The sequence below is a fragment of the Mycobacterium sp. genome (assembly GCF_035697385.1).
Taxonomy (GTDB): Bacteria; Actinomycetota; Actinomycetes; order Mycobacteriales; family Mycobacteriaceae; genus Mycobacterium.
In genome coordinates this window covers 1-21,882 of record NZ_DASSCY010000050.1, presented here as the reverse complement: position 1 = coordinate 21,882, position 21,882 = coordinate 1, and the positions used below count along the sequence as shown (strand labels likewise).

25 protein-coding genes are annotated in these 21,882 nt (G+C 64.0%); 12 read left to right on the top strand and 13 right to left on the bottom strand.

Annotation, left to right across the window (positions count from 1 at the left end; genetic code table 11):
- Together VFH65_RS04655 and VFH65_RS04650 are read right to left on the bottom strand one after the other, a co-directional pair.
- Nucleotides 1–300 (bottom strand): SRPBCC family protein (locus VFH65_RS04655; RefSeq protein WP_353319968.1); only part of this gene is annotated, 300 nt, incomplete at its 3' end.
- Between the two features lie 19 nt (nt 301–319).
- Entirely contained in the window at nt 320–904 is a 585-nt protein-coding gene (locus VFH65_RS04650) for a TetR/AcrR family transcriptional regulator (RefSeq protein WP_353319966.1), read from the bottom strand.
- Nucleotides 905–945: 41 nt separating this feature from the next.
- Here VFH65_RS04650 and VFH65_RS04645 point away from each other — a divergent pair, with 41 nt between their 5' ends.
- Nucleotides 946–2,820, top strand: a complete 1,875-nt coding sequence (locus VFH65_RS04645; RefSeq protein ID WP_353319965.1) for a DUF1214 domain-containing protein — start codon at nt 946–948, stop codon at nt 2,818–2,820.
- A gap of 13 nt (nt 2,821–2,833) precedes the next feature.
- On the opposite strand, the gene VFH65_RS04640 is transcribed toward VFH65_RS04645, so the two are convergent.
- Nucleotides 2,834–3,124 carry a hypothetical protein gene (locus VFH65_RS04640; RefSeq protein WP_353319964.1) on the bottom strand — a complete coding sequence of 97 codons (291 nt, stop codon included), beginning with the start codon at nt 3,122–3,124 and terminating at the stop codon, nt 2,834–2,836.
- 197 nt (nt 3,125–3,321) lie between these two features.
- Nucleotides 3,322–3,903: a hypothetical protein gene (locus tag VFH65_RS04635; RefSeq protein WP_353319974.1), complete on the bottom strand. Its 582-nt coding sequence runs from the start codon at nt 3,901–3,903 to the stop codon at nt 3,322–3,324.
- 286 nt (nt 3,904–4,189) lie between these two features.
- Here VFH65_RS04635 and VFH65_RS04630 point away from each other — a divergent pair, with 286 nt between their 5' ends.
- Nucleotides 4,190–5,149 carry a haloalkane dehalogenase gene (locus VFH65_RS04630; protein WP_353319963.1) on the top strand — a complete coding sequence of 320 codons (960 nt, stop codon included), beginning with the start codon at nt 4,190–4,192 and terminating at the stop codon, nt 5,147–5,149.
- Here VFH65_RS04630 and nagA read toward each other — a convergent pair whose 3' ends face one another.
- From nagA to VFH65_RS04615, 3 genes are read right to left on the bottom strand one after another with little or no spacing between them, the layout of a single operon-like run.
- On the bottom strand, nt 5,150–6,286 hold the full coding sequence (nagA, locus tag VFH65_RS04625) for an N-acetylglucosamine-6-phosphate deacetylase (protein ID WP_353319962.1): 1,137 nt from the start codon (nt 6,284–6,286) through the stop codon (nt 5,150–5,152).
- Nucleotides 6,287–7,072: a glucosamine-6-phosphate deaminase gene (gene nagB, locus VFH65_RS04620; protein WP_353319961.1), complete on the bottom strand. Its 786-nt coding sequence runs from the start codon at nt 7,070–7,072 to the stop codon at nt 6,287–6,289.
- Nucleotides 7,073–7,543: a PTS sugar transporter subunit IIA gene (locus VFH65_RS04615; protein WP_353319960.1), complete on the bottom strand. Its 471-nt coding sequence runs from the start codon at nt 7,541–7,543 to the stop codon at nt 7,073–7,075. It lies immediately after the preceding gene.
- Nucleotides 7,544–7,657: 114 nt separating this feature from the next.
- Here VFH65_RS04615 and VFH65_RS04610 point away from each other — a divergent pair, with 114 nt between their 5' ends.
- The 7 genes from VFH65_RS04610 to VFH65_RS04580 all read left to right on the top strand — a co-directional run bounded on the left by VFH65_RS04610 (nt 7,658) and on the right by VFH65_RS04580 (nt 13,290).
- Nucleotides 7,658–9,241, top strand: a complete 1,584-nt coding sequence (locus VFH65_RS04610) for a PTS transporter subunit EIIC (RefSeq protein ID WP_353319959.1) — start codon at nt 7,658–7,660, stop codon at nt 9,239–9,241.
- 35 nt (nt 9,242–9,276) lie between these two features.
- On the top strand, nt 9,277–10,314 hold the full coding sequence (locus VFH65_RS04605) for a CobW family GTP-binding protein (RefSeq protein ID WP_353319957.1): 1,038 nt from the start codon (nt 9,277–9,279) through the stop codon (nt 10,312–10,314).
- 105 nt (nt 10,315–10,419) lie between these two features.
- Nucleotides 10,420–11,358: a R2-like ligand-binding oxidase gene (locus VFH65_RS04600; protein ID WP_353319956.1), complete on the top strand. Its 939-nt coding sequence runs from the start codon at nt 10,420–10,422 to the stop codon at nt 11,356–11,358.
- A 110-nt stretch (nt 11,359–11,468) separates the two neighbouring features.
- The gene (locus tag VFH65_RS04595; protein WP_353319955.1) at nt 11,469–11,624 is read left to right on the top strand and encodes a hypothetical protein; all 156 of its coding nucleotides are present in this window, start codon (nt 11,469–11,471) and stop codon (nt 11,622–11,624) included.
- A gap of 111 nt (nt 11,625–11,735) precedes the next feature.
- Nucleotides 11,736–11,906, top strand: coding sequence for a CsbD family protein (locus VFH65_RS04590; protein WP_353319954.1), 171 nt, complete (start codon nt 11,736–11,738; stop codon nt 11,904–11,906).
- A 136-nt stretch (nt 11,907–12,042) separates the two neighbouring features.
- Nucleotides 12,043–12,792, top strand: coding sequence for a SigB/SigF/SigG family RNA polymerase sigma factor (locus VFH65_RS04585; RefSeq protein ID WP_414688356.1), 750 nt, complete (start codon nt 12,043–12,045; stop codon nt 12,790–12,792).
- A 234-nt stretch (nt 12,793–13,026) separates the two neighbouring features.
- On the top strand, nt 13,027–13,290 hold the full coding sequence (locus VFH65_RS04580) for a hypothetical protein (protein ID WP_353319953.1): 264 nt from the start codon (nt 13,027–13,029) through the stop codon (nt 13,288–13,290).
- A 71-nt stretch (nt 13,291–13,361) separates the two neighbouring features.
- Here VFH65_RS04580 and VFH65_RS04575 read toward each other — a convergent pair whose 3' ends face one another.
- The 6 genes from VFH65_RS04575 to VFH65_RS04550 all read right to left on the bottom strand — a co-directional run bounded on the left by VFH65_RS04575 (nt 13,362) and on the right by VFH65_RS04550 (nt 19,481).
- Entirely contained in the window at nt 13,362–14,642 is a 1,281-nt protein-coding gene (locus VFH65_RS04575) for a fatty acid desaturase family protein (protein WP_353319971.1), read from the bottom strand.
- Between the two features lie 226 nt (nt 14,643–14,868).
- Nucleotides 14,869–16,296 (bottom strand): rifampin monooxygenase, encoded by a 1,428-nt coding sequence (gene rox / locus VFH65_RS04570; RefSeq protein WP_353319952.1) that lies wholly within the window; start codon nt 16,294–16,296, stop codon nt 14,869–14,871.
- A gap of 616 nt (nt 16,297–16,912) precedes the next feature.
- Nucleotides 16,913–17,374 (bottom strand): OsmC family protein, encoded by a 462-nt coding sequence (locus tag VFH65_RS04565; RefSeq protein ID WP_353319951.1) that lies wholly within the window; start codon nt 17,372–17,374, stop codon nt 16,913–16,915.
- Nucleotides 17,375–17,424: 50 nt separating this feature from the next.
- On the bottom strand, nt 17,425–18,180 hold the full coding sequence (locus VFH65_RS04560) for an SDR family oxidoreductase (protein ID WP_353319950.1): 756 nt from the start codon (nt 18,178–18,180) through the stop codon (nt 17,425–17,427).
- Between the two features lie 11 nt (nt 18,181–18,191).
- Nucleotides 18,192–18,917 carry a TIGR02206 family membrane protein gene (locus VFH65_RS04555; protein WP_353319970.1) on the bottom strand — a complete coding sequence of 242 codons (726 nt, stop codon included), beginning with the start codon at nt 18,915–18,917 and terminating at the stop codon, nt 18,192–18,194.
- A 132-nt stretch (nt 18,918–19,049) separates the two neighbouring features.
- The gene (locus VFH65_RS04550) at nt 19,050–19,481 is read right to left on the bottom strand and encodes a VOC family protein (protein ID WP_353319949.1); all 432 of its coding nucleotides are present in this window, start codon (nt 19,479–19,481) and stop codon (nt 19,050–19,052) included.
- A gap of 231 nt (nt 19,482–19,712) precedes the next feature.
- Between VFH65_RS04550 and VFH65_RS04545 the strand changes: the two genes are divergently transcribed.
- The 3 genes from VFH65_RS04545 (at nt 19,713) to VFH65_RS04535 (ending at nt 21,855) form a co-directional block, all read left to right on the top strand.
- Nucleotides 19,713–20,372, top strand: coding sequence for a DUF1906 domain-containing protein (locus VFH65_RS04545; protein ID WP_414688355.1), 660 nt, complete (start codon nt 19,713–19,715; stop codon nt 20,370–20,372).
- An 89-nt stretch (nt 20,373–20,461) separates the two neighbouring features.
- Nucleotides 20,462–21,307: a mycofactocin-coupled SDR family oxidoreductase gene (locus VFH65_RS04540; RefSeq protein WP_353319947.1), complete on the top strand. Its 846-nt coding sequence runs from the start codon at nt 20,462–20,464 to the stop codon at nt 21,305–21,307.
- A 5-nt stretch (nt 21,308–21,312) separates the two neighbouring features.
- A complete protein-coding gene (locus tag VFH65_RS04535; protein ID WP_353319946.1) occupies nt 21,313–21,855 on the top strand; it encodes a nuclear transport factor 2 family protein in 543 nt (180 codons plus the stop codon).
- Nucleotides 21,856–21,882: the final 27 nt, after the last annotated feature.

Here is a 21,882-nt window from a genome sequence, read left to right as displayed (position 1 = left end):
GACCTCGGTGCGCCCGTCGGACAGCTCGATGACCTGGTGGCGGGCCGACGTGAGGACACCCGGCGAGCGCTGCACCCACGTCCACGCCTGCCCCGGAGTCACCTCGATGACCTCCCAGATCAGCTTCGGCATGCGCGGCTGCTTGATTTCGAATCGCTTGCCAACCGCGATGTCCGGTCCGTCGAGCGCGACGAGCCGCGTCACCGAGGCGGTCCACTCGGGCCAGCGCTCCACGTCGCTGAAGACCTCCCACACCACGCTGGCAGGCGCATCGATGTCGATGGCACAGTCGGTAATCATGTACCAGATGGTACAGGAACTAGGCAGGCCCCTCGGCATCGAGGATCAGCTCGACCGTCTGACCGATAGAGCGCGCAAAGGTGCGGTCGTCCAAGTCCTCGAGACCGGTCGACGCTCGCAGAAAACCGTCGAACAGGCACCAGCCGAGTTGCAATGCGATGGTGTGCGCCGCGGCCAACCGCGCACCGAGTTCAGTGGCGTGCCGCGGCCTGACACTGTCGAGCAGCACCTCCATCGTCGGGAAGAGGCTCTGAAGTTCGCCGATCGGATACCCGTCGAGTGACGTGTGGGCGATCACCCGCAACTGCCGGTCGACCGCCGCACCGACCTCGGGTCCGTCCGCGCTGCCTGCAAGAAGTTGCGCGAGATGCTGGCCGAGATGATCGAGCACCGCGCCGACGAGATTGTCTTTGCTGCCGAAGTGCCGATGAATCAGGCCGTGATTGACACTCGAGCGCTTCGCGATGTCGCGGATGGATGTCGCCGCGGGACCCCGTTCGGCAAACAGGTCGGCGGCAGCCTCCAGAACCGCGGCGACGACTTCGTCCCTGCCCAGCGGAGCAGAGCCGCCCGGCGCATCGGCCCTTGCGCTAACTGTAGTCACGTGACTACGGTACCTGGAGAGTTCACAGAAGGGCTCCTCCCATGGCAACGACGCCCAACGGTTACGGACGCTTCATCGGCAGGGTCGGCGGGCTTGCCGTCGCCCTGGGCATCGGGGTCGCGATCGCCAACGGCGCCGCGATCGCTTCGGCTGACGACGGCGAATCGACGTCGGGTGAGTCGTCATCGTCCGAGTCGTCGTCGGGGGCATCGTCAGCGGCTCAACCAGATACCCCGGACACTGTCTCGTCGACGTCGTCAACAAATGATGACGACCCCGAATCAGACACAACCACCCCGAAGTCGACGGTCAGCGCACAGACCGTGACCAAAACAATCGACGAACCCAAGGGCAAGACCGACAGCGCGACTGGCCCGGAGGACGACAACGACACACCTGCCGAACCCCTAGCGGTGCTATCCGTGGCGGCAACGGCGCGACGCGCACAGGCCGAAGCCACGCCGACCACGACACCGACGGCAGCGGTGACGCAGTCCGCAGTCGCGGACCAGAGCCTCGCGACAACGGCGGTCAGTCCGCTCGGCACTCCGGAGCAACTGGCCGCCGAACGCCTTGCCACCGAGACCGTCAACACGCTTCCGGTTGTGTTGATGAAACTCTTTCTGCGGCAAGGATTTCTGTCCGCGGCACAACAGCAGTTCCCCGGCGGACCCGACGAGGAGAATGTGGCGGCACTGAACAGGGCCGTCGACGAGTACGCGTTGGCCGCAGCGTTTCAGCAACAGCTGCTCAATCCGCTGACGCCGACGGTGATCACTCAGGTCGCCCCGCCCCACACCTGGTACGGACAGTCGGTCGGCGGCACCCGCATCCTCTACGACAACCCCGACACCATCTACCGCTTCATGGGCGTCAGCGCATCGTCGCAGTATGTGATCACGGGCCGCTTCAGCGACCTCACCGAGAATGGGAGGCCGGCGGACACAAGCTTCAGTGTGCTGGAGGGGTTGGCCGGGACGACGTCGTCGATACTGACCGCGGACGACCTCGAGATCAACGAGGACGGAACGTTCGTCATCACCGTGAGCAGTGAACCGGCGAACGGCCGACGCAACCACATTCAGCTCACCTCGAGCTCCACGATCATCGCGGCGCGCGACACGTTGGGCGATTGGAATGCAGAAGAGCCGATCAGCTTGGCGATCGAACGCGTCGGTGGCCCGCCGAACAGCCTGTTCGCTCAGCTGGGCGGTTTCGCCCTCCTCGGACCTCTGGTATCGACGAATCCGCTTTTGACAGCTCTGGTTTCGCTGATCCCTCCGCTGCCATGCATGCCGCCGGTGATCCGCGGCACGTTCACCGCGGCGATCTTGGCGATCAGAGGTGTGTCGGAGCAATCCAAGTACATGGCACTGGCGACGACTGATCCTGAGACCGGCGCACCCCGGACGGCCAACGAAATCAGCCAACCGTCAAGCAACGCAGAGTTTCTCGCGAACCAGCTGCAAAGCCATGGTTACTACGAGCTCGAAGACAACCAGGTCATCGTGCTCACCATCGATCCGGGCGACGCCAACTACTTCATCGTTCCGACCTACAACGACTGGACGATCACCGACAACTACTGGGATCAGCCGACCAGCCTGAACAATGAACAAGCCAAACGCAATTCGGACGGGACCTATACGTTGGTGATCTCCCCGACGGATCCCGGCGCGGCGAACTGGGTCTCTACCGGCGGGTTGAACCAGGGCACGATCTCGATCCGGTTCCAAGACCTCGGGCCCGATCCCCAGAACCTGCCCCGCATCGTCGATCAACGAGTAATGACCCACGAGGAGCTCCAGAGCTACCTGCCGGCGGACGACTTCATCACCGAGCAGCAGCGGGCGGATCAGATCGCGTTGCGCAAAGCCGGATTCAACAAGCGCTGGGCGCCGTTCCCGCAGCCGTAACGTCAGATGCGCTTCAGACCGACAGGAGCCGCTCGAAGAAGTCGCGGTAGCGCTTCAGCGCGAGACGAAGATCCTCCGTTGAAGCCTCCTCGCCTCGAGCCCACTGCGACTCAAGACGCGAACGCGCCTCGGAGAAACCGGCCGTGAGCTGTTCGACGACCTTCGCCACAAGAGCATCCGCCTTCTGGACGCACTCTTTGGGGTCGTCGACGAAAGCCGCCTGGACGTCATCCCAGCGCGAGCGCAGCCCGGAAAGGTCGTCGTCGGCGAACAGCGATTTGGCGGTCGAAGGCTCGGCCGACAATTCCGACGGCTCGCTCCGGACTGTCGACGATTCGTCACCCGCGACTGGCGGTTCACCATGCGCGGAGGTGGAGTCGGTCCTCGTGGCCGCCGGCGAAGGACTATCGTGCGCGGCCGACGGATCGGTTCGTGCAGTCGACGGTTCTATTGCGTCACTTTGAGATTCAGAGTGCGTACTGGTTCGATCGTCGTGGGTTGTCATGCCCGTGCCTCCTTTGACGTGTCCCTATCAGTCTCGTGATCGCTCTCCAACAACTTCTCGAAGAGCGCGCGGTAATGGACGAATGCCTCACGCTGTGCCTCGGTGCCGATGTCGCCCTTTTCTTGCGCCAAATGAAGTACATGGGCGGCTCGATAATGCTCGACCACGGTCGGGTGATCCACCGAGATGTCGGCCGCCCGTTGATCGAAGTCCTCGACGGGGTAACCGCGTTCGCGCATCACCTGCATCACGAGATGATCGGCGTCGCCCACCGCCCTGGACGGATTGTCGACAAACGCGGTCTGCAATGCGCGCCAGGATTCGGCGTAGTTTGCTCTCGATCGCGGCGCCAGGGCAACGATGTCAAGCTTCTGTCGCTTTCGTTCGCGCGCGACGAGCTCCTTTTCGGCGGCGCCTTGATCACCGGACTCCACTACGGCGCGTTCGTACTCTGGACCAAAGTTATTCCTCAGTCGCTCCGTCCTCTTACGACGGCTCTTTGAGAGAGCAACGAACACGCCGGCCGCTACAACGATCACGACTACTGCTGCGATAACGATCCAACTCCAAGCAGGCATTTCTCGGAACCTCCTCGTCCTTCGAACCGAGTACCCCGCCGTTTTCAACAGAAACGTCAATTTGTTTCTGCATCCACGCCGGCGGAGCCGTGCGACAGTTCCCCCGATGACGGGAAGCGTCGCTGTGATCGGGGCCGGCCCAGGTGGGCTCATCGCTTCACGCTGACTGCTGTCGCGGATGACGACACGGTTGTCGCCGAGTTCATCCGATCGCATGCGGTGCGAGGATTCATGAACGACCGTGCCGGCCGGACACGGTGACCCGTCGCCCCAGAAAGCCGACGCCATGACAGTGCTGAGAACGCCTGACGCGCAATTCGCGAACCTGCCGGGTTATGACTTCGCGCCCAACTACGCGCAGGTCGAAACGAAGGGCTTGCCAGCGCTGCGAATGCACTACGTAGACGTGGGTCCGGCCGACGGACCCGTCGTTGTTCTCCTCCATGGGCAACCCACATGGTCATATCTGTACCGCGATGTCATTCACGTCCTCCGCGATGCTGGGCTGCGAGTCATTGCACCCGACCACATCGGCTTCGGTCGCTCCGACAAACTGACCGAGCCGACCGATTACACCTTCGCCCGTCACATCGATTGGATTCACGCCCTGATCGTCGGCTTGGATCTGCGGGAGATCACCCTCGTCGTGCAGGATTGGGGCGGCCCGATCGGGTTGAGCGTTGTGGCCCGCGACCCCGACCGGTTCGCTCGGGTCGTCGCGACCAACACCATCCTGCACACCTGCGACCCTGCATTGGCGGGAACCCTCACCTGGGCGCATCACGGTGTCGGCGACGACCGAATGTTGTTGCAGGAAACGCTACTTGACTACATGTCGTTCTATCAGCGGTCGCCGGACATCGTCCCGAGCGTCTTCCTGAACGCGGTGGCCGGCCCGCTGACGGCTGACGTGCTGGCGGCCTATGACGCTCCGTTTCCCGACCGGTCATACAAGGCGGGTCTGCGCCAGCTCACCGCACTCGTACCGCTGACCCGCAACGACCCGGGTGCCGCGATCGGCCGAGCCACCATGGCCGAACTCGAGCGATGGCACCGGCCCTTCCTGACCGCGTACTCCGATGGGGATCCCGCAACCCGCGGTTGGGACACCATATTTCGCGAGCGGATCCCAGGCGCCCGCGGTCAGAACCACACCACCGTGTCAGGGGCCGGTCATTTCGTCCAAGAACAGAAGGGCGCCGAACTGGGCCACATCGTTGCCGAATTCATCTCGGACACAACCTGATCAGAGCTCGACCCACTTCCCGCGACGCAGTACGCCCGTCACGGCGAGGCCTGCGTCCAGTACCACCAAATCGGCGGTGGCGCCCGGGACAAGTCCTGCACACGGCAGGCCCAGCGCCCTGGCAGGATTGATCGACGCCTGACGCACGGCGGCCTTCAGCGCCTCGTCGCGAGGCAACCCGCTGTGGATGACGGCGTATCTGAACACCCGGTCCATGGTTGCGGTGCTGCCGGCGATGGTGTCCGTTCCCGCCACCCTTGCCACCCCGTCGACGACGTCCACCGCCACTGGCCCAAGGTGATACACGCCATCAGCCATCCCGGTCGCGGCCATCGCGTCGGTTATCAGGGACACTCGGTCGGGTCCGGCGCTGCGCGCCACGTGTCGATAGATGGCGGGATCGACGTGTACGCCGTCGGTGATCAATTCGACGGTCACCCGAGGGTCCTCGATAAGCGCAATCGCCGGGCCCGGTTCACGGCGATCGATCGGACGCATCGCATTGAACAGGTGCGTGCCCACCGTCGCGCCCACCGCGATCGCCGCCCGCGTCTGCTGATAGGTCGCCTCGGTGTGGCCTACGGCAGCCACGACGCCCGCGTCGACGATCTGCCCTATCGCCGGCAAGGCGCCGTCGCGTTCCGGCGCGATGGTGACCATCCGGATGGTCCCTGCACCTGCTTCGAGAACGCGGGCGATCTCGCCGGCATCCGGGTCCCGCATAAGGGACGGCTGGTGAGCACCGCACCGCGTCGGGGAAAGCCAAGGACCTTCCAGATGGATCCCGTCGATCACCCCCGCACGGACGTCGTCGGCCAATTCCCTTACCTGGCGCAGCAACTCGGCTTGGCCTGCGGTGACGAGGGAGGCGACGAGGGTCGTCGTGCCGTGCCTGCGGTGCAATGCCACGGCGGTGGACGTGTCGGCATTCGTCGCCGTTGAGAAGTTCGCTCCTGCGCCGCCGTGCAGATGCGTGTCCACGAAACCCGGCACGACGGTCATCGCGCCGAGATCGCGATCGGCGGGCCGGGGCGGAGTTCCGGCGCCGATTGCGGCCACCGTGTCACCGGATACCTCAATCCACCCGGGCCGCAACAGCTCTGAGCCGGTGAGCAGGATCTCGGTCGCCAGCAGCACTCAGATGCCCTGCCATTCCGGCTTGGCGCGGTAGGTCTCGCGGTAGTAGTCGACGAGCTGAAGCCGCCGAGCCGCGGCGTCGTCGAGCAGCACCGTCACATGCGGGTGATGCTGCAGGATGGTCGCCGGCCACAGCGCGCTGACAGCGCCCTCGACCAGGCGATGCACGGCCTCGGCCTTGCTGTGACCAATCGCGACCAGGATCACGTGACGGGCTTGCATGATGGTGGCCAGTCCCTGGGTCAGGCAGTGCGTGGGCACCGATTCGACGTCGCCGCCGAAGAAGCGGGCGTTGTCCGTCCGCGTCTGCCTGGTCAGCGTCTTGATTCGGGTTCGGGACGCCAGCGAGGACCCCGGCTCGTTGAACGCGATATGCCCGTCGGTGCCGATCCCGAGGATCTGCAGGTCGACTCCGCCCGCTTCGCGGATGGCGTCCTCGTACGCCGCGCATGCGGCCGGGATGTCGGAGGCCAGGCCATCGGGGCCCTGCACCGCCCCTGGCCCGAAGTCGACGCGGGACACGAACACGGTGTCGATGACGTTCCGGTACCGCTGCGGATGGTCTGCGGGCAGGCCGACGTACTCGTCGAGGGTGAAACCGCGAGCCTGCTGAAATGACATCTGCCCGGCGTCGCAGCGCGCCGCCAGTTCGTCGTAGACCGCCAGCGGCGACGAACCGGTCGCCAGCCCAAGCACGGCGTTCGGTTTGCGACGCAGCAGGGCGCCGATAGCGTCGGCCGCAAGGCAGCCAATCTCCTTGGCGCCCTGCAGAACTACGACTTCCATCTACTTGTTCGCCGTGAACAGACGTGCCCCGGAATCGATATCCGAACCCGTGGTCACCGCTTCGGACGGGATGACATTGCCAGCTTCGCGTTCGTCCATGACCACTACGGGGACAATGGGATTGAGGCCTTTCGCCTCGACTGACGGGACATCGTAGGTGATGACGACCTGACCCGCGACGACGTCGTCGCCCTGGCTGACATGAGTGGTGAAGCCTTCCCCCTTCAACGCGACGGTGTCCAGGCCCAGGTGCACCAGGACGCCGACATTATCGGCAGTCATCACGATGTAGGCATGCGGCATGAGTTTCAGCACCTTGCCGCTGACGGGAGCGACGGCGTCGATCACCCCGCGCGGAGGGTCGATTGCGGCTCCGTAGCCAACCATGCCCTGCGCGAAGACGGGGTCGGGGACGTCCTGCAGCGGAACCGCGCGCCCACCGACCGGGGCAAGGACTGGCGTCGTAGTCACACACCAACAATACGAGCGTGCGGCCAAGACGGTCTCAACTTCACGGCTTCTCGTCTAAGCTTCCGCTGAGCTTCGGCGGCAGGCGGAGCTTGGCGGCGAAGGAGGTCAGCGGACATGAGCGACACGACGAATCCGCAAGGGACGCAGAAGAAGTCAGGAATGCGAATTCCCGGCTTTGCGCAATTGCAGCGGCTGGGCAAGAGCCTCATGCTTCCGATCGCGGTGCTGCCTGCAGCGGGGATTTTGCTGCGGCTGGGCCAGCCCGACCTGCTTGGCAGAATTGAATCCCCCGTCGTCGGCCCATTCTTCAAGGCGATGAGCGCTGCAGGCGATGCCCTGTTCAGCAACCTTGGTCTGCTGTTCGCCGTCGGCGTCGCCATCGGATTCGCCAGGAAGGCCGACGGTTCCACCGCACTGGCCGCCGTCGTCGGCTACCTGGTGGTGGAGGCGGTGTTCAAGACCATGTCGCCGATCGTGCTCGCCGGCGAGGTCGACAAGGCCGGCGAACAGGCTCAGATCAACTACAGCGTGTTCGCGGGAATCGTGGTCGGTCTGGTCACTGCGTGGCTGTTCGACCGCTACCACACCATCCAATTGCCGTCCTACCTCGGATTCTTCGGGGGCAGACGGTTCGTTCCGATCGTGGTGTCACTGGCCTGCCTGTTCATCGCGTTCGCCATGAGCTACTTCTATCCGATCTTCGATGCCGGGCTGACGGGCCTCGGCGAGTTCATCGGCGGCGCTGGCGCGATCGGTGCCTTCGTCTACGGGTTCGCCAACCGCATGCTGATTCCGTTCGGCCTGCACCACATCCCGAACTCGTACGTCTGGTTCCTCTACGGCGACTACCAAACTCCCGGTGGCGAAGTCGCCACCGGTGAACTGACCCGGTTCGCTGCCGGCGACCCCACGGCCGGCATCCTCACGTCGGGGTTCTACCCAATCCTGATGTTCGGGCTGCCAGCCGCCGCGCTGGCCATGATCCATGTAGCGAACAAGAAGCAGCGCAAGGTGGCGGTCGGCATTCTGTCGGCGGCAGCGCTGACGGCGTTTCTGACGGGTATCACCGAACCGCTCGAGTTCGCGTTCATGTTCGTGGCTTTCCCGCTGTACGTCATCCATGCCGTGCTCACGGGACTCTCGCTTGCCATCGCCTATTTGCTCGACATCCACCTGGGATTCTCGTTCTCCGCGGGGCTGGCCGACCTGCTCCTCTACGGCACGGCTCCAGCCGCGAAGAACATCCCACTGCTCATCGGCATGGGCGTCGTCTTCTTCGTCGTCTACTACCTGCTGTTCCGGTTCGCGATCACGAAATTCAACCTGCGCACACCGGGCCGGGAGCCCGAATCCGAGTTCGAGGCGGAGGAAGAGGCGAACCTGGACGAAGGCACGGAGTCCGTTACGGCCGTTGCGGTCGGCGGGTCGGGCACCGCGACAGCGACGGCGCCCGCTGCGGTGGCAGCAGACAGCAAGGCCGAGCAGATCATCGCGGCGTTCGGCGGCAGGGAGAATCTGGTGAACGTCGATGCCTGCATCACGCGGCTGCGCGTGGATGTCGCCGACAAGAGCAAGGTGGATCAGGCGCGCCTGAAGAGTCTCGGGGCCGCTGGTGTCATCGAGGTCGGCAACAGCGTCCAGGCGGTCTTCGGCACAGATGCCGAGGCGCTCAAGAACGACATCACAGGCATCCTCTAGCCTCGGCGGGTAGCCGTTACTGCGGAGGGAGTCTGGTGGGAGCGATACCCGTCATCGCGTTGACCGGGTACCTCGGCGCAGGCAAGACAAGTCTGCTCAACCATGTCCTTCGCGCACCGGGAGCCCGGATTGGCGTGGTCATCAACGACTTTGGCGAACTCAACGTCGATGCAGCCCTGGTGACCGGGCAGGTCGACGAGCCCGCGTCGATCGCAGGCGGCTGCATCTGCTGCCTGCCCGACGACGGCGGACTGGACGAGGCGCTGGCGAAACTCGCCGACCCCCGACTGGCACTGGACGCGATCATCGTCGAGGCCAGCGGCTTGGCAGATCCGGTCGCGGTCTCAAGGATCATCCGCTTCAGCGGGGTCGAGCGGGTGCGACCCGGGGGCATCGTCGACGTCATCGACGCCGCGATGCATTTCGACACCGTCGACCGCAGCACCAACCCGCCCGCGCGATACGGCGTGGCGTCGCTGGTCGTGGTAAACAAGCTCGACCAGATTGCCGAAGACGAGCGCGCCGCCACCGTAGAACGCATCGAAACGCGGGTGCGCGAACGCAATCCGGACGCGCACGTCGTCGGCGCCATCGGTGCGAGGGTCGATCCCGCTCTGTTGTACGACGTGTCCGACGCCGATGGCTCGGGGCAGCTGTCCTTCAGGGAACTGCTCATTGATTCGGCGACGGAACCCGCGGTCGCCCCGCATGCCGATCAGCACGACCACGTACACGCCGACTCCGTCACCGCCACCAGCGAGGGTTGCATCGACCCCGGTGCGCTCCTCGATCTGCTGGAGAAACCGCCGACGGGCGTGTACCGCCTCAAGGGAACCGTGGCCGTCCGCTACCCCGGACGGGTGCGAACCTACGTTGTCAATGTGGTCGGCGCGTCGATCCACATCGCGGCCGCGCCACGCAGGTCGAACGCCAACTGCCTGGTGGCCATCGGTACCCGATTCGACGTCGACGACGTTCGCTCCAGGGTCGATGCCGCGCTGGTTCCGTGCGACGGACCGGTGCCCGCGTCCGGGGTGCGACGTCTGCAGCGGTATCGGCGGCTCAGCATCTGAGCAGGGCCTCTCGGTCCTCGCGACTGTGACGCGCCTCACAGTAGGATGGCCAGTGGTCATCGACTCGAGACAGCCCCGCACCGATGATCTGAGGAGGTCGGACTCATGACACGGACACGTTCCCAGTCCCTCGGCGCAGGCGGCCTCAACTGGTCCAGCCTGCCGTTGAAGCTCTTCGCCGGGGGCAACGCGAAGTTCTGGGATCCGGCCGACATCGACTTCTCCCGAGACCGGGAGGACTGGGAGTCGCTCTCAGAACTCGAGCGAGACTGGGCCACCCGGCTGTGCGCCGAGTTCATCGCCGGCGAGGAAGCGGTCACTCAGGACATCCAGCCGTTCATGGCGGCCATGAAGGCCGAGGGTCGACTCGGCGACGAAATGTATCTGACTCAGTTTGCGTTCGAGGAAGCCAAACACACACAGGTGTTCCGCATGTGGCTCGACGCCGTCGGGCTCACCGGCGATCTGCAGGCCTACCTCGACGACCTTCCGTCCTATCGGAAGATCTTCTATGAAGAACTCCCCGAGTCGCTCGACGCCCTGTCCACAAATCCCTCACCGGCCGCCCAGGTTCGTGCGTCGGCGACGTACAACCATGTGATCGAAGGCATGATGGCGCTGACGGGATACTATGCGTGGCACCGGATTTGCGTGGACCGCGGCATTCTTCCCGGCATGCAGGAGCTGGTGCGGCGAATCGGCGATGACGAGCGACGCCACATGGCGTGGGGCACCTTCACCTGCCGGCGCCACGTCGCCGCCGACGACGCCAACTGGACGGTCTTCGAAACACGCATGAACGAGCTCATTCCGCTGGCATTGCGCAACACCGAAGAGGCGTTCGCGCTCTACGACGAGATTCCCTTCGACCTCACGATGGACGAGTTCCAGCAGTACGCCGCCGACAAGGGGATGCGTCGGCTCGGCACGATCGGTAGTGCGCGGGGGCGCGCACTCGCTGACATCGATGTCGACTACTCGCCGCTGCAGCTGGAGGACACGTTCGCCGAAGAGGACCGCAAGGTTCTGACGGCCTCGCCATAGCGCCGGTACGGAAAGTGTTGGAAGACAACGGCTGAATGGGTTTAGGCGCGCGGCGATCAGGACAACTTGCGCGCAGCAGCCCTAGCGCTTCGACACGAGGAGGTTTGACAATGGAGCAGGTCAACATCCCTCCCCCCACGCCGAAAGACGCCACCAAGGCCACCGAGGAGCAACGGGAACTCCAGGAGAAACTGGATCATCAGCACGATGATCCCGAAGCGCCCGGCGGGCATCAAAGTCGAGATCAGGTCGCCGACGAGACGTAGTCGCACACCCCGCAAATTGACGGCTGGGTTTCAAATCTGCGCTTCTGAGGTATACCCCCTGCAAGGTTCAGGCTCGAGCCTTGGCAATCCATTCAATCAAAGGGGTTAGTCATGGCTGCCGAAAAGAATGCCTGCAGCAGACTCGATGAGTTTGGCGGCCAGGTCAAAGAAGGCCTGGGCCAGCCGATTGAGGACAAGGGCGTCGAGAACCATGGCAAGCCGTGGCACGGTGAGCCGACCATCAACGACGCGGTCTACAAGATCACAGACGCGCTGACGTAGCGCACAGACCGCCGGTCCGCCAATTCGCTATTCGCACATGCATATGGCGTTCCGGCCTGCCTTCCTTCAGCACAGAAATCGACAGGACCGCCCGATGATGTCTAGTACGCAAACCGACTACGCTGACGTAACGGAGATGCTTCGCCATCTCAGCACGCTTGAAAAGGGATCGATTCCCTTTGAACGCCAACGCAATTCAATTATTGAACACTGCCTGCCGCTGGCCGACCACATTGCTCTTCGATACCGGAATCGCGGAGAGCCACTTGAAGACCTCGTTCAAGTCGCGCGCGTCGGCTTGATGAACGCGGTGAACCGCTTCGATATCGAAAGTGGTGCCGATTTCCTCGCGTTCGCCGTGCCGACCATGATGGGCGAGGTCCGCCGGTATTTCCGCGACCACGGGTGGTCTGTCCGAGTCCCCCGCCGCCTCAAAGACCTGAGCTTCCAGCTCAAGAGAGCGCGCGATGAGTTGTCCCAGCAGCTGTGCCGTGCGCCCACTGCGGGCGAAATCGCGACCTATCTGGGTGTCGACCGTGAAGAGGTGCTGCAGGCCACCATGGCGGCCAGTGCATACGCCGCCGTGTCGTCTGATGCCCCAGCGCACGCAGATGACGACGATGGCCGGCCAGTATCGCAAGCCTTCGGGGACCTTGACGCCAATCTGGACAAGGTGCTGGACGCCGAAACGGTTCGCCCACTGTTGAGAGCTTTGCCCGAACGCGAGCAAACCGTGCTCCAACTTCGATTCTTCGCGAACATGACGCAGAGCCAGATCGCCGATCGACTCGGAATATCGCAGATGCACGTGTCGCGCCTGCTGTCCCGATCCCTGGAGAAATTGCGCAAACAAGTTCAGACACCTGAACTGCTGGCGTGCTCTTAGGTTTGTGAACGGTAGCCACCGGGCACCACCACCGCAGCGGGCGTCGACGTTTGGTTGCGCTGTCGGCTCCGCGAGGCGGGCCTGGGGTGCAACCCTGACGTTGAGAAAGCAGCGCAGCCCTGGGCTATGCCGCTGAATCAAGCGCGATATTGGGATCGGTAGCCAGGCCCCCTAGATGTACTTGCCGCAATGACGACGCCAACCAGGCAGCGCATCTAGGAAAGGACCCAAGCAATGAACATCGTGCCCCCGCGCATCCAGGAACAGGTCAACCGAGTCGATCGCACGCGCGCCCTGGTGATCGGCATCTCCGCCGGCATCACCGCGCTCTGGTCGCTCTACCGACTGTTCTGGCTGCTCTACACCGCGACGGCGCTTTCCAGCGTTGGCTGGTCACCGGTCTCGTTGGTGTTCCCGTTCGTGATGTGGGGCGCGATTGCCGTGGGTGCGGGGTTCGTGGCCGTGGCCTTCCTGGTCCGCTACGCCAAGCAGACCTGAACCTGACGTTCACCAATTAGGGGCCGCTTGCAAAAGCGGCCCCTTCTTTTTCGCGCTGTTGCCAGTGCTGATCAGGAGAAACGAAGCGCGGCGAGGGCAGCGACGCGCTGCAACGTAGGCCTAACCCAGCCTCGTTTCAACCGCTGCCCAGCGCGGTCGGTGATCGCGGTGTCCAACCCGCGACGTGGTGTACCGACGACATGCGCTCCGAACACCCGCGGATGCATGGCCACGGCCCTGAACTTCTCCTCGGAAGCCGTTTCCGGCGCATCGTGGGAGGTCGCTGTGAGGAAGCGGTCCGGTACGGAGAGCTTGCAGATCGTCCGCACGGTGTGCCAGAACTGCCGAATCAGCGGACCCGTCGTGTAGGGCAGGTCGTATTCAGCCAGGATCGCCTGCACGCGCGTTGCAATCTCGGGGTACCTGTTGCTCGGCAGATCGGGGAAAAGGTGGTGCTCGATCTGGTAGCAGAGGCTTCCGCTCATCAACCTCATGACGGGGCCGGCATTGAAGTTCGCGGTTCCCAGCATCTGTCGCAGATACCATTCCGGCTTCGTCTCGTTCTCCACGGCGGCGGGGGTGAATTTCTCGGCACCGTCGGCAAAGTGCCCGCAGACGATCACGATGTACGCCCAGCCATTGCGGAAGCCGGCGGCGACGAGATTCGCCAAGAATGTGCGAAGAAAGCGGCGTCCGCTGAGCGCCGGGAAGAACAGGTAATCCTTGGCGGCCTGGCGGACCATTTTGCGGATCATTTCCCGCTTGAGTTCGGCCTTGGCCTCCTCGGTTGGCTGATCCCGCTGCTCGGCGGCCAGGTTGTGCAGCGCGATGCCCCATTCGAAGACGACCGACAGCCCGAGCGCCCGCAACGGAGCCCACAGGTAGCCCGGCTTCCACTCCTGGTCGCGGCTGACGCGTATGACGCCAAAGCCCAGGTCGTCGTCCATCCCGATGACGTTGGCGAATACGTGGTGGCGGTAGTTGTGGGAGTACCGCCACTGTGATGACGGGCTCACCATGTCCCACTCCCAGGTGTTGGAGTGGATCTCCGGGTCGTTCATCCAATCCCACTGGCCATGGGTGATGTTGTGGCCGAGCTCCATGTTCTCGATGCACTTCGACACGAGCAACGCGACGGTGCCGGCAGCCCACCCGGCCTTGCCTCGGCTGCCAAAGATCGTCAGCCGCGCCGCCACTTCGAGGCACCGCTGAAAACGTATGACGCGCTTGATATATGCGCGGTCCTCGGTACCGAGCGACGCCTCGATGTCGTGACGGATCTCTTCCAACGACGACGCGATCGCTTCGACGTCTGCGTCGCTCAGGTGCGCGTACTCCGCTACTTCTGCGATGGCAACGGCGCATCACATCCGAACTGAAGCTCGGGTGACGCGGGAGGGCGGGGCGCCGCGGATTGAAAGCGCGCGGAGACGGTACCTGCGGAAATGCCGCGCAAAGACTCGCTCCGTCCCTGGGCCACGGCGACGTCTTCACCGCAGACGCCACAATGTATCCGTTACGGGACGTGGCCGCACAATCCGGCGTCGAGGGCGCGTCGCGACCAGGCGCGCTTCATGATCAGCCGACGGCCGCGCCGAACCATTTGGGGAGCTGGCTGACGAGATCCCGCTGGTCGTCGCCGACCCACGCCACGTGGCCGTCAGGCCTCAGCAGTGCCGCCGTCACATCCAATTCCTCGCTGACGTCGACGACGTGGTCGACCCGATCTGCCCAGCCCGCCACCGAAAGCAGACCGGTCTGGTCGAGCAGGAGCCCGCGACCGCCGCGCATCAGCTCGTACAGGCGCCCCTGTTTCAGCCCGATATCCCGCAGCCGCCTGCCGAGCAGCTCATGCCCCTCCCCGAAGTCGTAGCGGACCCCGATGGCAGTGATCTTCTCGATCAGGTACCGGTTCACCTCCTCGAAATCCATCAGTTCCGCCAGCAGCCGGCGCACCGCCTGCGGACCGGGCTCGGTGGACAGCAGCTCCATCTGTGCGCGGGTGTTGTTCAGCACATCGGCGGCTATTGGGTGGCGTTCGGCCTGGTAACTGTCCAGCAGCCCCTCCGGTGCCCAGCCGTTGACCTCGGCGGCGAGTTTCCAGCCGAGGTTGAACGCGTCCTGAACACCGAGGTTGAGCCCCTGCCCGCCGGTCGGCGGGTGGATATGCGCCGCGTCGCCGGCCAGCAGCGCCCGGCCGACCCGGTAGCGCTCGGCCTGCCGGGTGGCGTCGCCGAAACGGGACAGCCAGCGCGGTGAGTGCACCCCGAAGTCCGTGCCGGCGAACAGCCGCAGCTGTCGCCGGAACTCCTCGAGGGTCGGCGGGACCGAGCGGTCCTCGGTCACGCCCTCAGCGGGCGCCATGACGCGGTAGCCCCCGCCCTCCAGCGGCATGAGGCCGAACAGCTTCTGGGTCTTGCGGACTTCGGCCACCACGGCGGTCACCGTCTCCAGATCCTCGGTCGCCTCCATCTCGCCAAGCAGCATCTCGACTTTGGCGGGCTCGCCTGGAAAGCCGACGCCGAGCAGCTTGCGCACCGTGCTGCGGCCACCGTCGCAGCCTACGAGGAAGCGCGAGCGCAGCGTTTTGCCGTCAGCCAGCTCGGCGGTCACCCCGTTTTCGTCCTGGCTCAGCCCAGCTAGCTCGCAGCCGCGCTGGATCTGGGCGCCGAGCTCGGTGGCGCGCTCGGCGAGCAGGCGATCGGTAATGTTCTGCGGGATACCGAGGACGTAGGGATGCGCGGTGTCCAGCCGGCCGGGCGATGGCTTGTCGATACCGGCGAAGAAACCGCCGAGCGGGTACTGCCTGCCATGCCCGAGGAACGTCTCCAGCACACCGCGTTGGTCCATCACCTCGATGCTGCGCACGTGCAGGCCCAGCGAACGGACGATCCTGGTCGGCTCGGCGGCCTTCTCCAGCACGACTACGTGCACGCCCTGCAGCCGCAACTCGGCGGCGAGCATCATGCCGGTCGGTCCGCCGCCAACCACGATCACGTCAATCATCGAGATCCCCTTCAACAAGATTCACATTCGGCCGGCTGGCGCCGTCCGGACCGCGAGTCTGCATCACCACCCGGGTCTTGCCGCAAGACCCCCTGTGCGCTATATGTTGAAAGTGGCAAGGAGTTCATAAACCTCCTTGCCTCTTGCGTTTTCCCGCTCGTCGAGCGCGACGACCGGCTCATCCCCCGTCCAGACCGTTAACGGTTCATGCTCGTTTTGGTCACGAACAGTGATCGACGACGCTCGCCCGGCGAATGCGGTGATTGGATCGGGCAGGCGCCCAGACGGACTGGCCCCGGAGGTGACGATATGGGGTCGCTCGGCCCGACATCCCTGATTGCTGTGCTACTGGCGGTCGCCACTGTTGCCTCGATATGTGGATTTCTCGCTGCGCGCAGAAACAACCGACGCGGACGTGCGGTCTTCCTCTTGGGCTGCATTTGCGGATTTCTGGCAGGCCAGGTGGCGCGCAGAAAGCGTCGCGGACTTATCAAAGTTGTCTCGCGGTGCGCTGATACCCTTCTCCGCAGGCGCGGAACACGTGGTGGCACAGGTTATTTCGCTTTACACGCGCTCACTTCTGCGGCATCGCAGCTCTGGGTCTCGACACAGGCCGTCATCGCAAGGATGTGGCGATACGAATCTCCGAGGTGAGGGTCTGGTGAACGGGGCAACGTTCGGCGATGTTCAGTAGCCGTTGTCGTTGAGCGTCATCGAGGTCGCCGGACAGCTCGATGTCACGGTCAATCTGGCCGACCCATCCGGCGCTGGTTTCGCAATCAGCGCAGTCTTTTGCGTGAATGCGTGAGTGCCGCAACGTCACTCGTACACGCTCGAGTTGCCAGCCTTTTCTGTCGGCGTACATCCGCACGGTCATGGAGGTACATGCCCCGAGCGCGGCCAGTAGCAGATCGTAGGGTGTCGGTCCCGCGTCGTCGCCGATCGGCTGCGGCTCGTCGGAGGTGAGCTCATGGTGGCCGGCGGTGATCCGTTGCGTGTAGGTCCCCGAGCCCGCCTCGGCAACGACCACAACACCCTCGGACGAGGATTCGTCATGGCCATTCTTTTCTGTTGTCATGCCGCCCTCCTTGGCGCTCGCCAGCATCGCTCAACGAATGCCGTTGTTTCTCAGCGGTTCTCGCGCTTCAACTGCGCGAGCCAGTCACCGAACGTTGTCGGGGCGATGCGGGCGTTCTCGCCGGGCAGCATGACGTTGCCTGCCATGGACTCGTCGAAGACGCCCGACCATGTCGGGACGAGCTGCACCTGGTGGCCGAGTACCTCGTTGGTGCGCCGGGCCATGTCGACGAGGTCTTGGGTCTCGGGGCCGGCCACGTCGACGTAGCGGCCCTGTGGCTCTCCGGCCGCGATCTCGGCCAACACCTCGGCAATATCGTCAGGCGCGATCGGCTGAACGAGTAAGGGCGCGATGGTGGCGACGCCGTCGCGCTCGGTCCAGCCGACGACCATCGCCGCGAAGTCGTGAAACTGAGTCGCCGGCACAATCGTGTACGGCACATGGGCCTTGGTGATCAGCCGTTCCTGCTCTCGCTTGCCTGCGTAGTGTGCGTTGCCCTCTACCCGATGGACTCCGACGATCGACAGCAGTACGTGATGGCGCACGCCTGCACGTTCCTCGGCGCCGAGCAGGTTCGTTGTGGTGGCGCGAAAGTATGCCAGCGTCTCGTCGCGACTGATCGGCGGTGCGCTCATCGCATCGACCACTGCGTCAACGCCTTCGAGCGCCGCATCAAGGCCGTCGCCAGTGGTCAGATCCACGCCGAGCGAGCGGCTGATTCGGACCGTCTCGTGCCCGTTCCTCTCGAGGGCTAAGGCGGTGCGAGCGCCGATGTTGCCCGTCGCGCCGACCACAGCGATTCGCATGGTGAGCCTTCCTATCGGGCTGAAGTTTCGCGGGCATGGTTCTTTGTCCGCTCCCACGGCCAGGTCATCAGCGCCCACACGATGGCGACGATCGTGATCTCGGCCAGCAGATACACCGGCCACGGACCCAATAGGTCCAGCAGTGACGCTGTTGGCGGTTTCCTGTTCAGGTAGCCGTAGTTGGTCCCCGTTATCGCGTTGAAGGCGAAGGTGAATGCCGCCCATGCGAGGGTCGCAATGACCGCGAACCGATAGCTGCGCCACCGCGGCCGCATGCCACGGCCCCAGGTCAGATAAATGGCCGCCAACACCACGAGCACGTGAAGCGTGAAGAACGTGAGGAACAGGTGGTGCGGGAAATCTGGCGCGCCTTCCTCTGGCGTGCCGATGTCCGGCGTGATCAACGCCTGTGAACTCAGCACAAGACCCCAGAAATAAGTGAGCGCAAAAGCCCAATGCCGCTGCGACCACAGCGCATAGGCCGCGGCGAGTTCCGCGATATCGCACAGTTGCAGCGGCACCGACGTCTCGAGGTTTGGCCGGATCAGTTTGTAAATCAGCGCCACCAGAAACGCCGCCACGATCACAAGCGCGAAGGCCCGGCCAAACAGGCGCGCCTGCGATTCGGTCTGACGGCGTCCGATCCAGACCAGGAGCGCAGCGCCGATCACGAAGATTGCGAGCACCACCAAGTGCGATGGGCCGTAAGCCGAGAACTCTCGTTGTGCAGAGAACAGTTCGATCAACTCCCCTCTTTTTCGCAGACTATTGCGTGTCGGACGCTCGAGCCCGGAGATCCATCCTTTGGGGGCGGCACACCGTAGCCGCAATCCCTCCACCATGCTGGCCCGGGATATCAGCCAAGGACATCAGCAGACCGCAAAAAGCTCGAGTTGGATATTGTCGGGATCGCGAAACACCACCGTCGCATAGGCGAATGGTTCGTCGCCGGTTCTGATGCCGGAGTGCTCGATACCAAGCTCATCGAGCCAGGCGGTCCACGCCTCCAGCTCATCACGTGAGCTCACATTGAATCCGACGTGGTCCAGTCCCGTACGCGCCTCGTCGAATTGCTCGCCGTCATTACCCGCATTCGTGTGGAGGCCGATGGCCAATCCTGAGCGCGGCTCGACGAGCAACACACCGTAGCCGGTGTCTTCCCGTTCGTAGTGAGGGAATGTCATTGGCACTCGATCCGCGCGGAACACCCGCTGATACCAGGCCACGCTGGCTTCGATGTCGCACACGGTTACGGAGAAGTGGTGGATCCCAGTGATGGACGGGGCGGTGTCCTCGGTCATGCCTGGCTCCTCGATGGTGCGGCCAACGGCGTCGCGCTAGCGTTCGGCAATCGTCCCACGGCACAGCCCGTTCGAGAGCGAGTATGACCTGGACGTTGCTACCATCGCGCCGTGGACGCTCGGTATGTTTCACGACGCGAAGCCCTCAAATATGCAGTCGCCGCACCGGTTTTACTGAGCGTAGGGACGGCGGCTGCGACGCTCGGAGCGCAGAAGGCATCCGCTGCGAACATGAAGCTGATCGATTTCACCCACCGGCAGGTGCCACCCGATTTGATCAAATCGGGTGGCTATGACGGGGCACTAGTCTACGTGTCCGAGTTGCGGCCGGGCGCCGACTTCGATTTCAAGCCCGTCACGCGCGAATATGCGGATGCGCTACGCGCGGAGGGCCTTCACGTCGTCAGCTGCTATCAATACGGAAAACCCGGTTGGCCGACGCCTTCGGACTACACCCGCGGGTACGAGGGCGGGGTAGCAGACGCTCAGACAGCTCTGCGGCTGCACGCCGCTGCCGGTGGCCCGGATTCGGCGCCGATCTTCTTCAGCGTCGACGAGGACATCGATCTCGACACCTGGAACAGCCTTGCCGTGGAATGGTTTCGAGGAATCAACTCGGTGCTGTCCGTGAACCGCACCGGCATCTACGGGCACGCCGAAGCGTGCGGGTGGGCGGTCAGAGACCGTGTAATCGGGCGCTCAACCACTGACGGAAAGTGGTGGGCGTGGCAGACGAGAGCGTGGTCTGAGGGCAAGCGCGAGCCCGCGGCCGTGCTGTATCAGGATGTCATCGTCAGCGGCCCCGACACAGGTGTCGCTCTGGGCGGTACTCAAGTCGATGTGAACGAGGTCCTTGCGCCCGACTTCGGGCAGTGGGACCTTGCGAGATAGATGGCCCTCTCGGCTGCGATGCCTGCCCCCGCAAATGGGCCACTCTGCTTGACTGTCCCGGATACAGATCCTCCGGGTGAAAGGTCGCGATGGCAGGCAATAAGGTCGGCAGAGTCGCCGACAAGGTGGCGTTCATTACTGGCGCAGCGCGCGGCCAGGGCCGTGAACACGCGATCCGACTGGCCGAAGAGGGCGCGGACATCATCGCGGTTGATGTCTGCGAGGACATCGATGGCGTCGGCTATCCAGGCCCTTCAGAGACCGATCTCGCCGACACGGCGGCCCTCGTGGAGAAATCGGGCCGGCGCATCGTCACCGCCAAGGCTGATGTGCGCGACCTCGACAGCCTTCGCGCAGCGCTCGAGCAAGGAGTGGCGACGTTGGGCGCGATCGACATCGTCGTGGCCAACGCCGGAATCAGCGGCACCCCAGCACCAGCCGCGCTGATTGAACAATCCGCATGGCAGACGATGCTGGACATCAATGTGACCGGCGTGTGGCACACGGTCAAAGCGGCACTGCCGCATATGACCAACGGCGGCGGATCGATCATCTTGGTCAGCTCGATGTTGGGCCTTCGCGGCGGTGGCTACATGGCCCACTACGCATCGGCTAAGCACGCCGTCGTCGGCTTGATGAACTCGCTGGCGAATGAACTTGCGCCACAGTGGATCAGGGTGAACTCGATCCACCCCGGGAACGTCTTGACACCGATGCTCGACAACGAGCAGTTCTGCCGCACCCTACGACCGGACCTGCCCAATCCGACCGTGCACGACGCCGCAGAAATCATCGGACAATTTCACATGTTGCCCAAGCCGCTGATTGAGGCACGCGCCGTCAGCAACGCCGTGCTCTTCCTGGCCTCCGACGAGGCGCAGTACATCACCGGCGCGGCGCTGCCTGTCGACGCCGGTGCCGTCGCGAAATTCTGATTCCGATGCCGCCGACTGAAGCCCTGCTACAGGAAATGCTCGACGAATTTCAGCTGCGGAAGCTCGTTCACGGCTACTGCCGCGCCGTCGATCGTGGCGACTTGGCGACGTTGCGGGAGCTCTACCACCACGACGCCGAGGACGCCCACGGCGCGTTCTCGACAGGCAGTGTCGACGATTTCCTCAGCGAGCTCGCCGCCGCGCGCCCTTACATCCGATCGATGCAACACCACATCACCACCGTGAACTTTGCGATAAGTGGCGACAAAGCCGAGGGCGAGATCTACACCATCGCGACCCACACGTTCAGCGCGGGCGATCGGGATGTGGACGTCGTGGTCGGCGGACGCTACCTCGACAAGTACGAGAAGCGGGACAGCACATGGAAGTTCATCGAGCGAACGATTGTGACCGACACGGCCCATGTGAACGATCCGTCCTCGGTCGACCTGAGCCACCCCATCACCCGGGACACAATGAAAGGAAGCCCTGACGCCGAGGATCCGTCGCAACGGTTCTTTTCGCTGTTGTCCGCGCAAGCGAATTGATGTCAACGTAATGTCGGCCCGCCACCT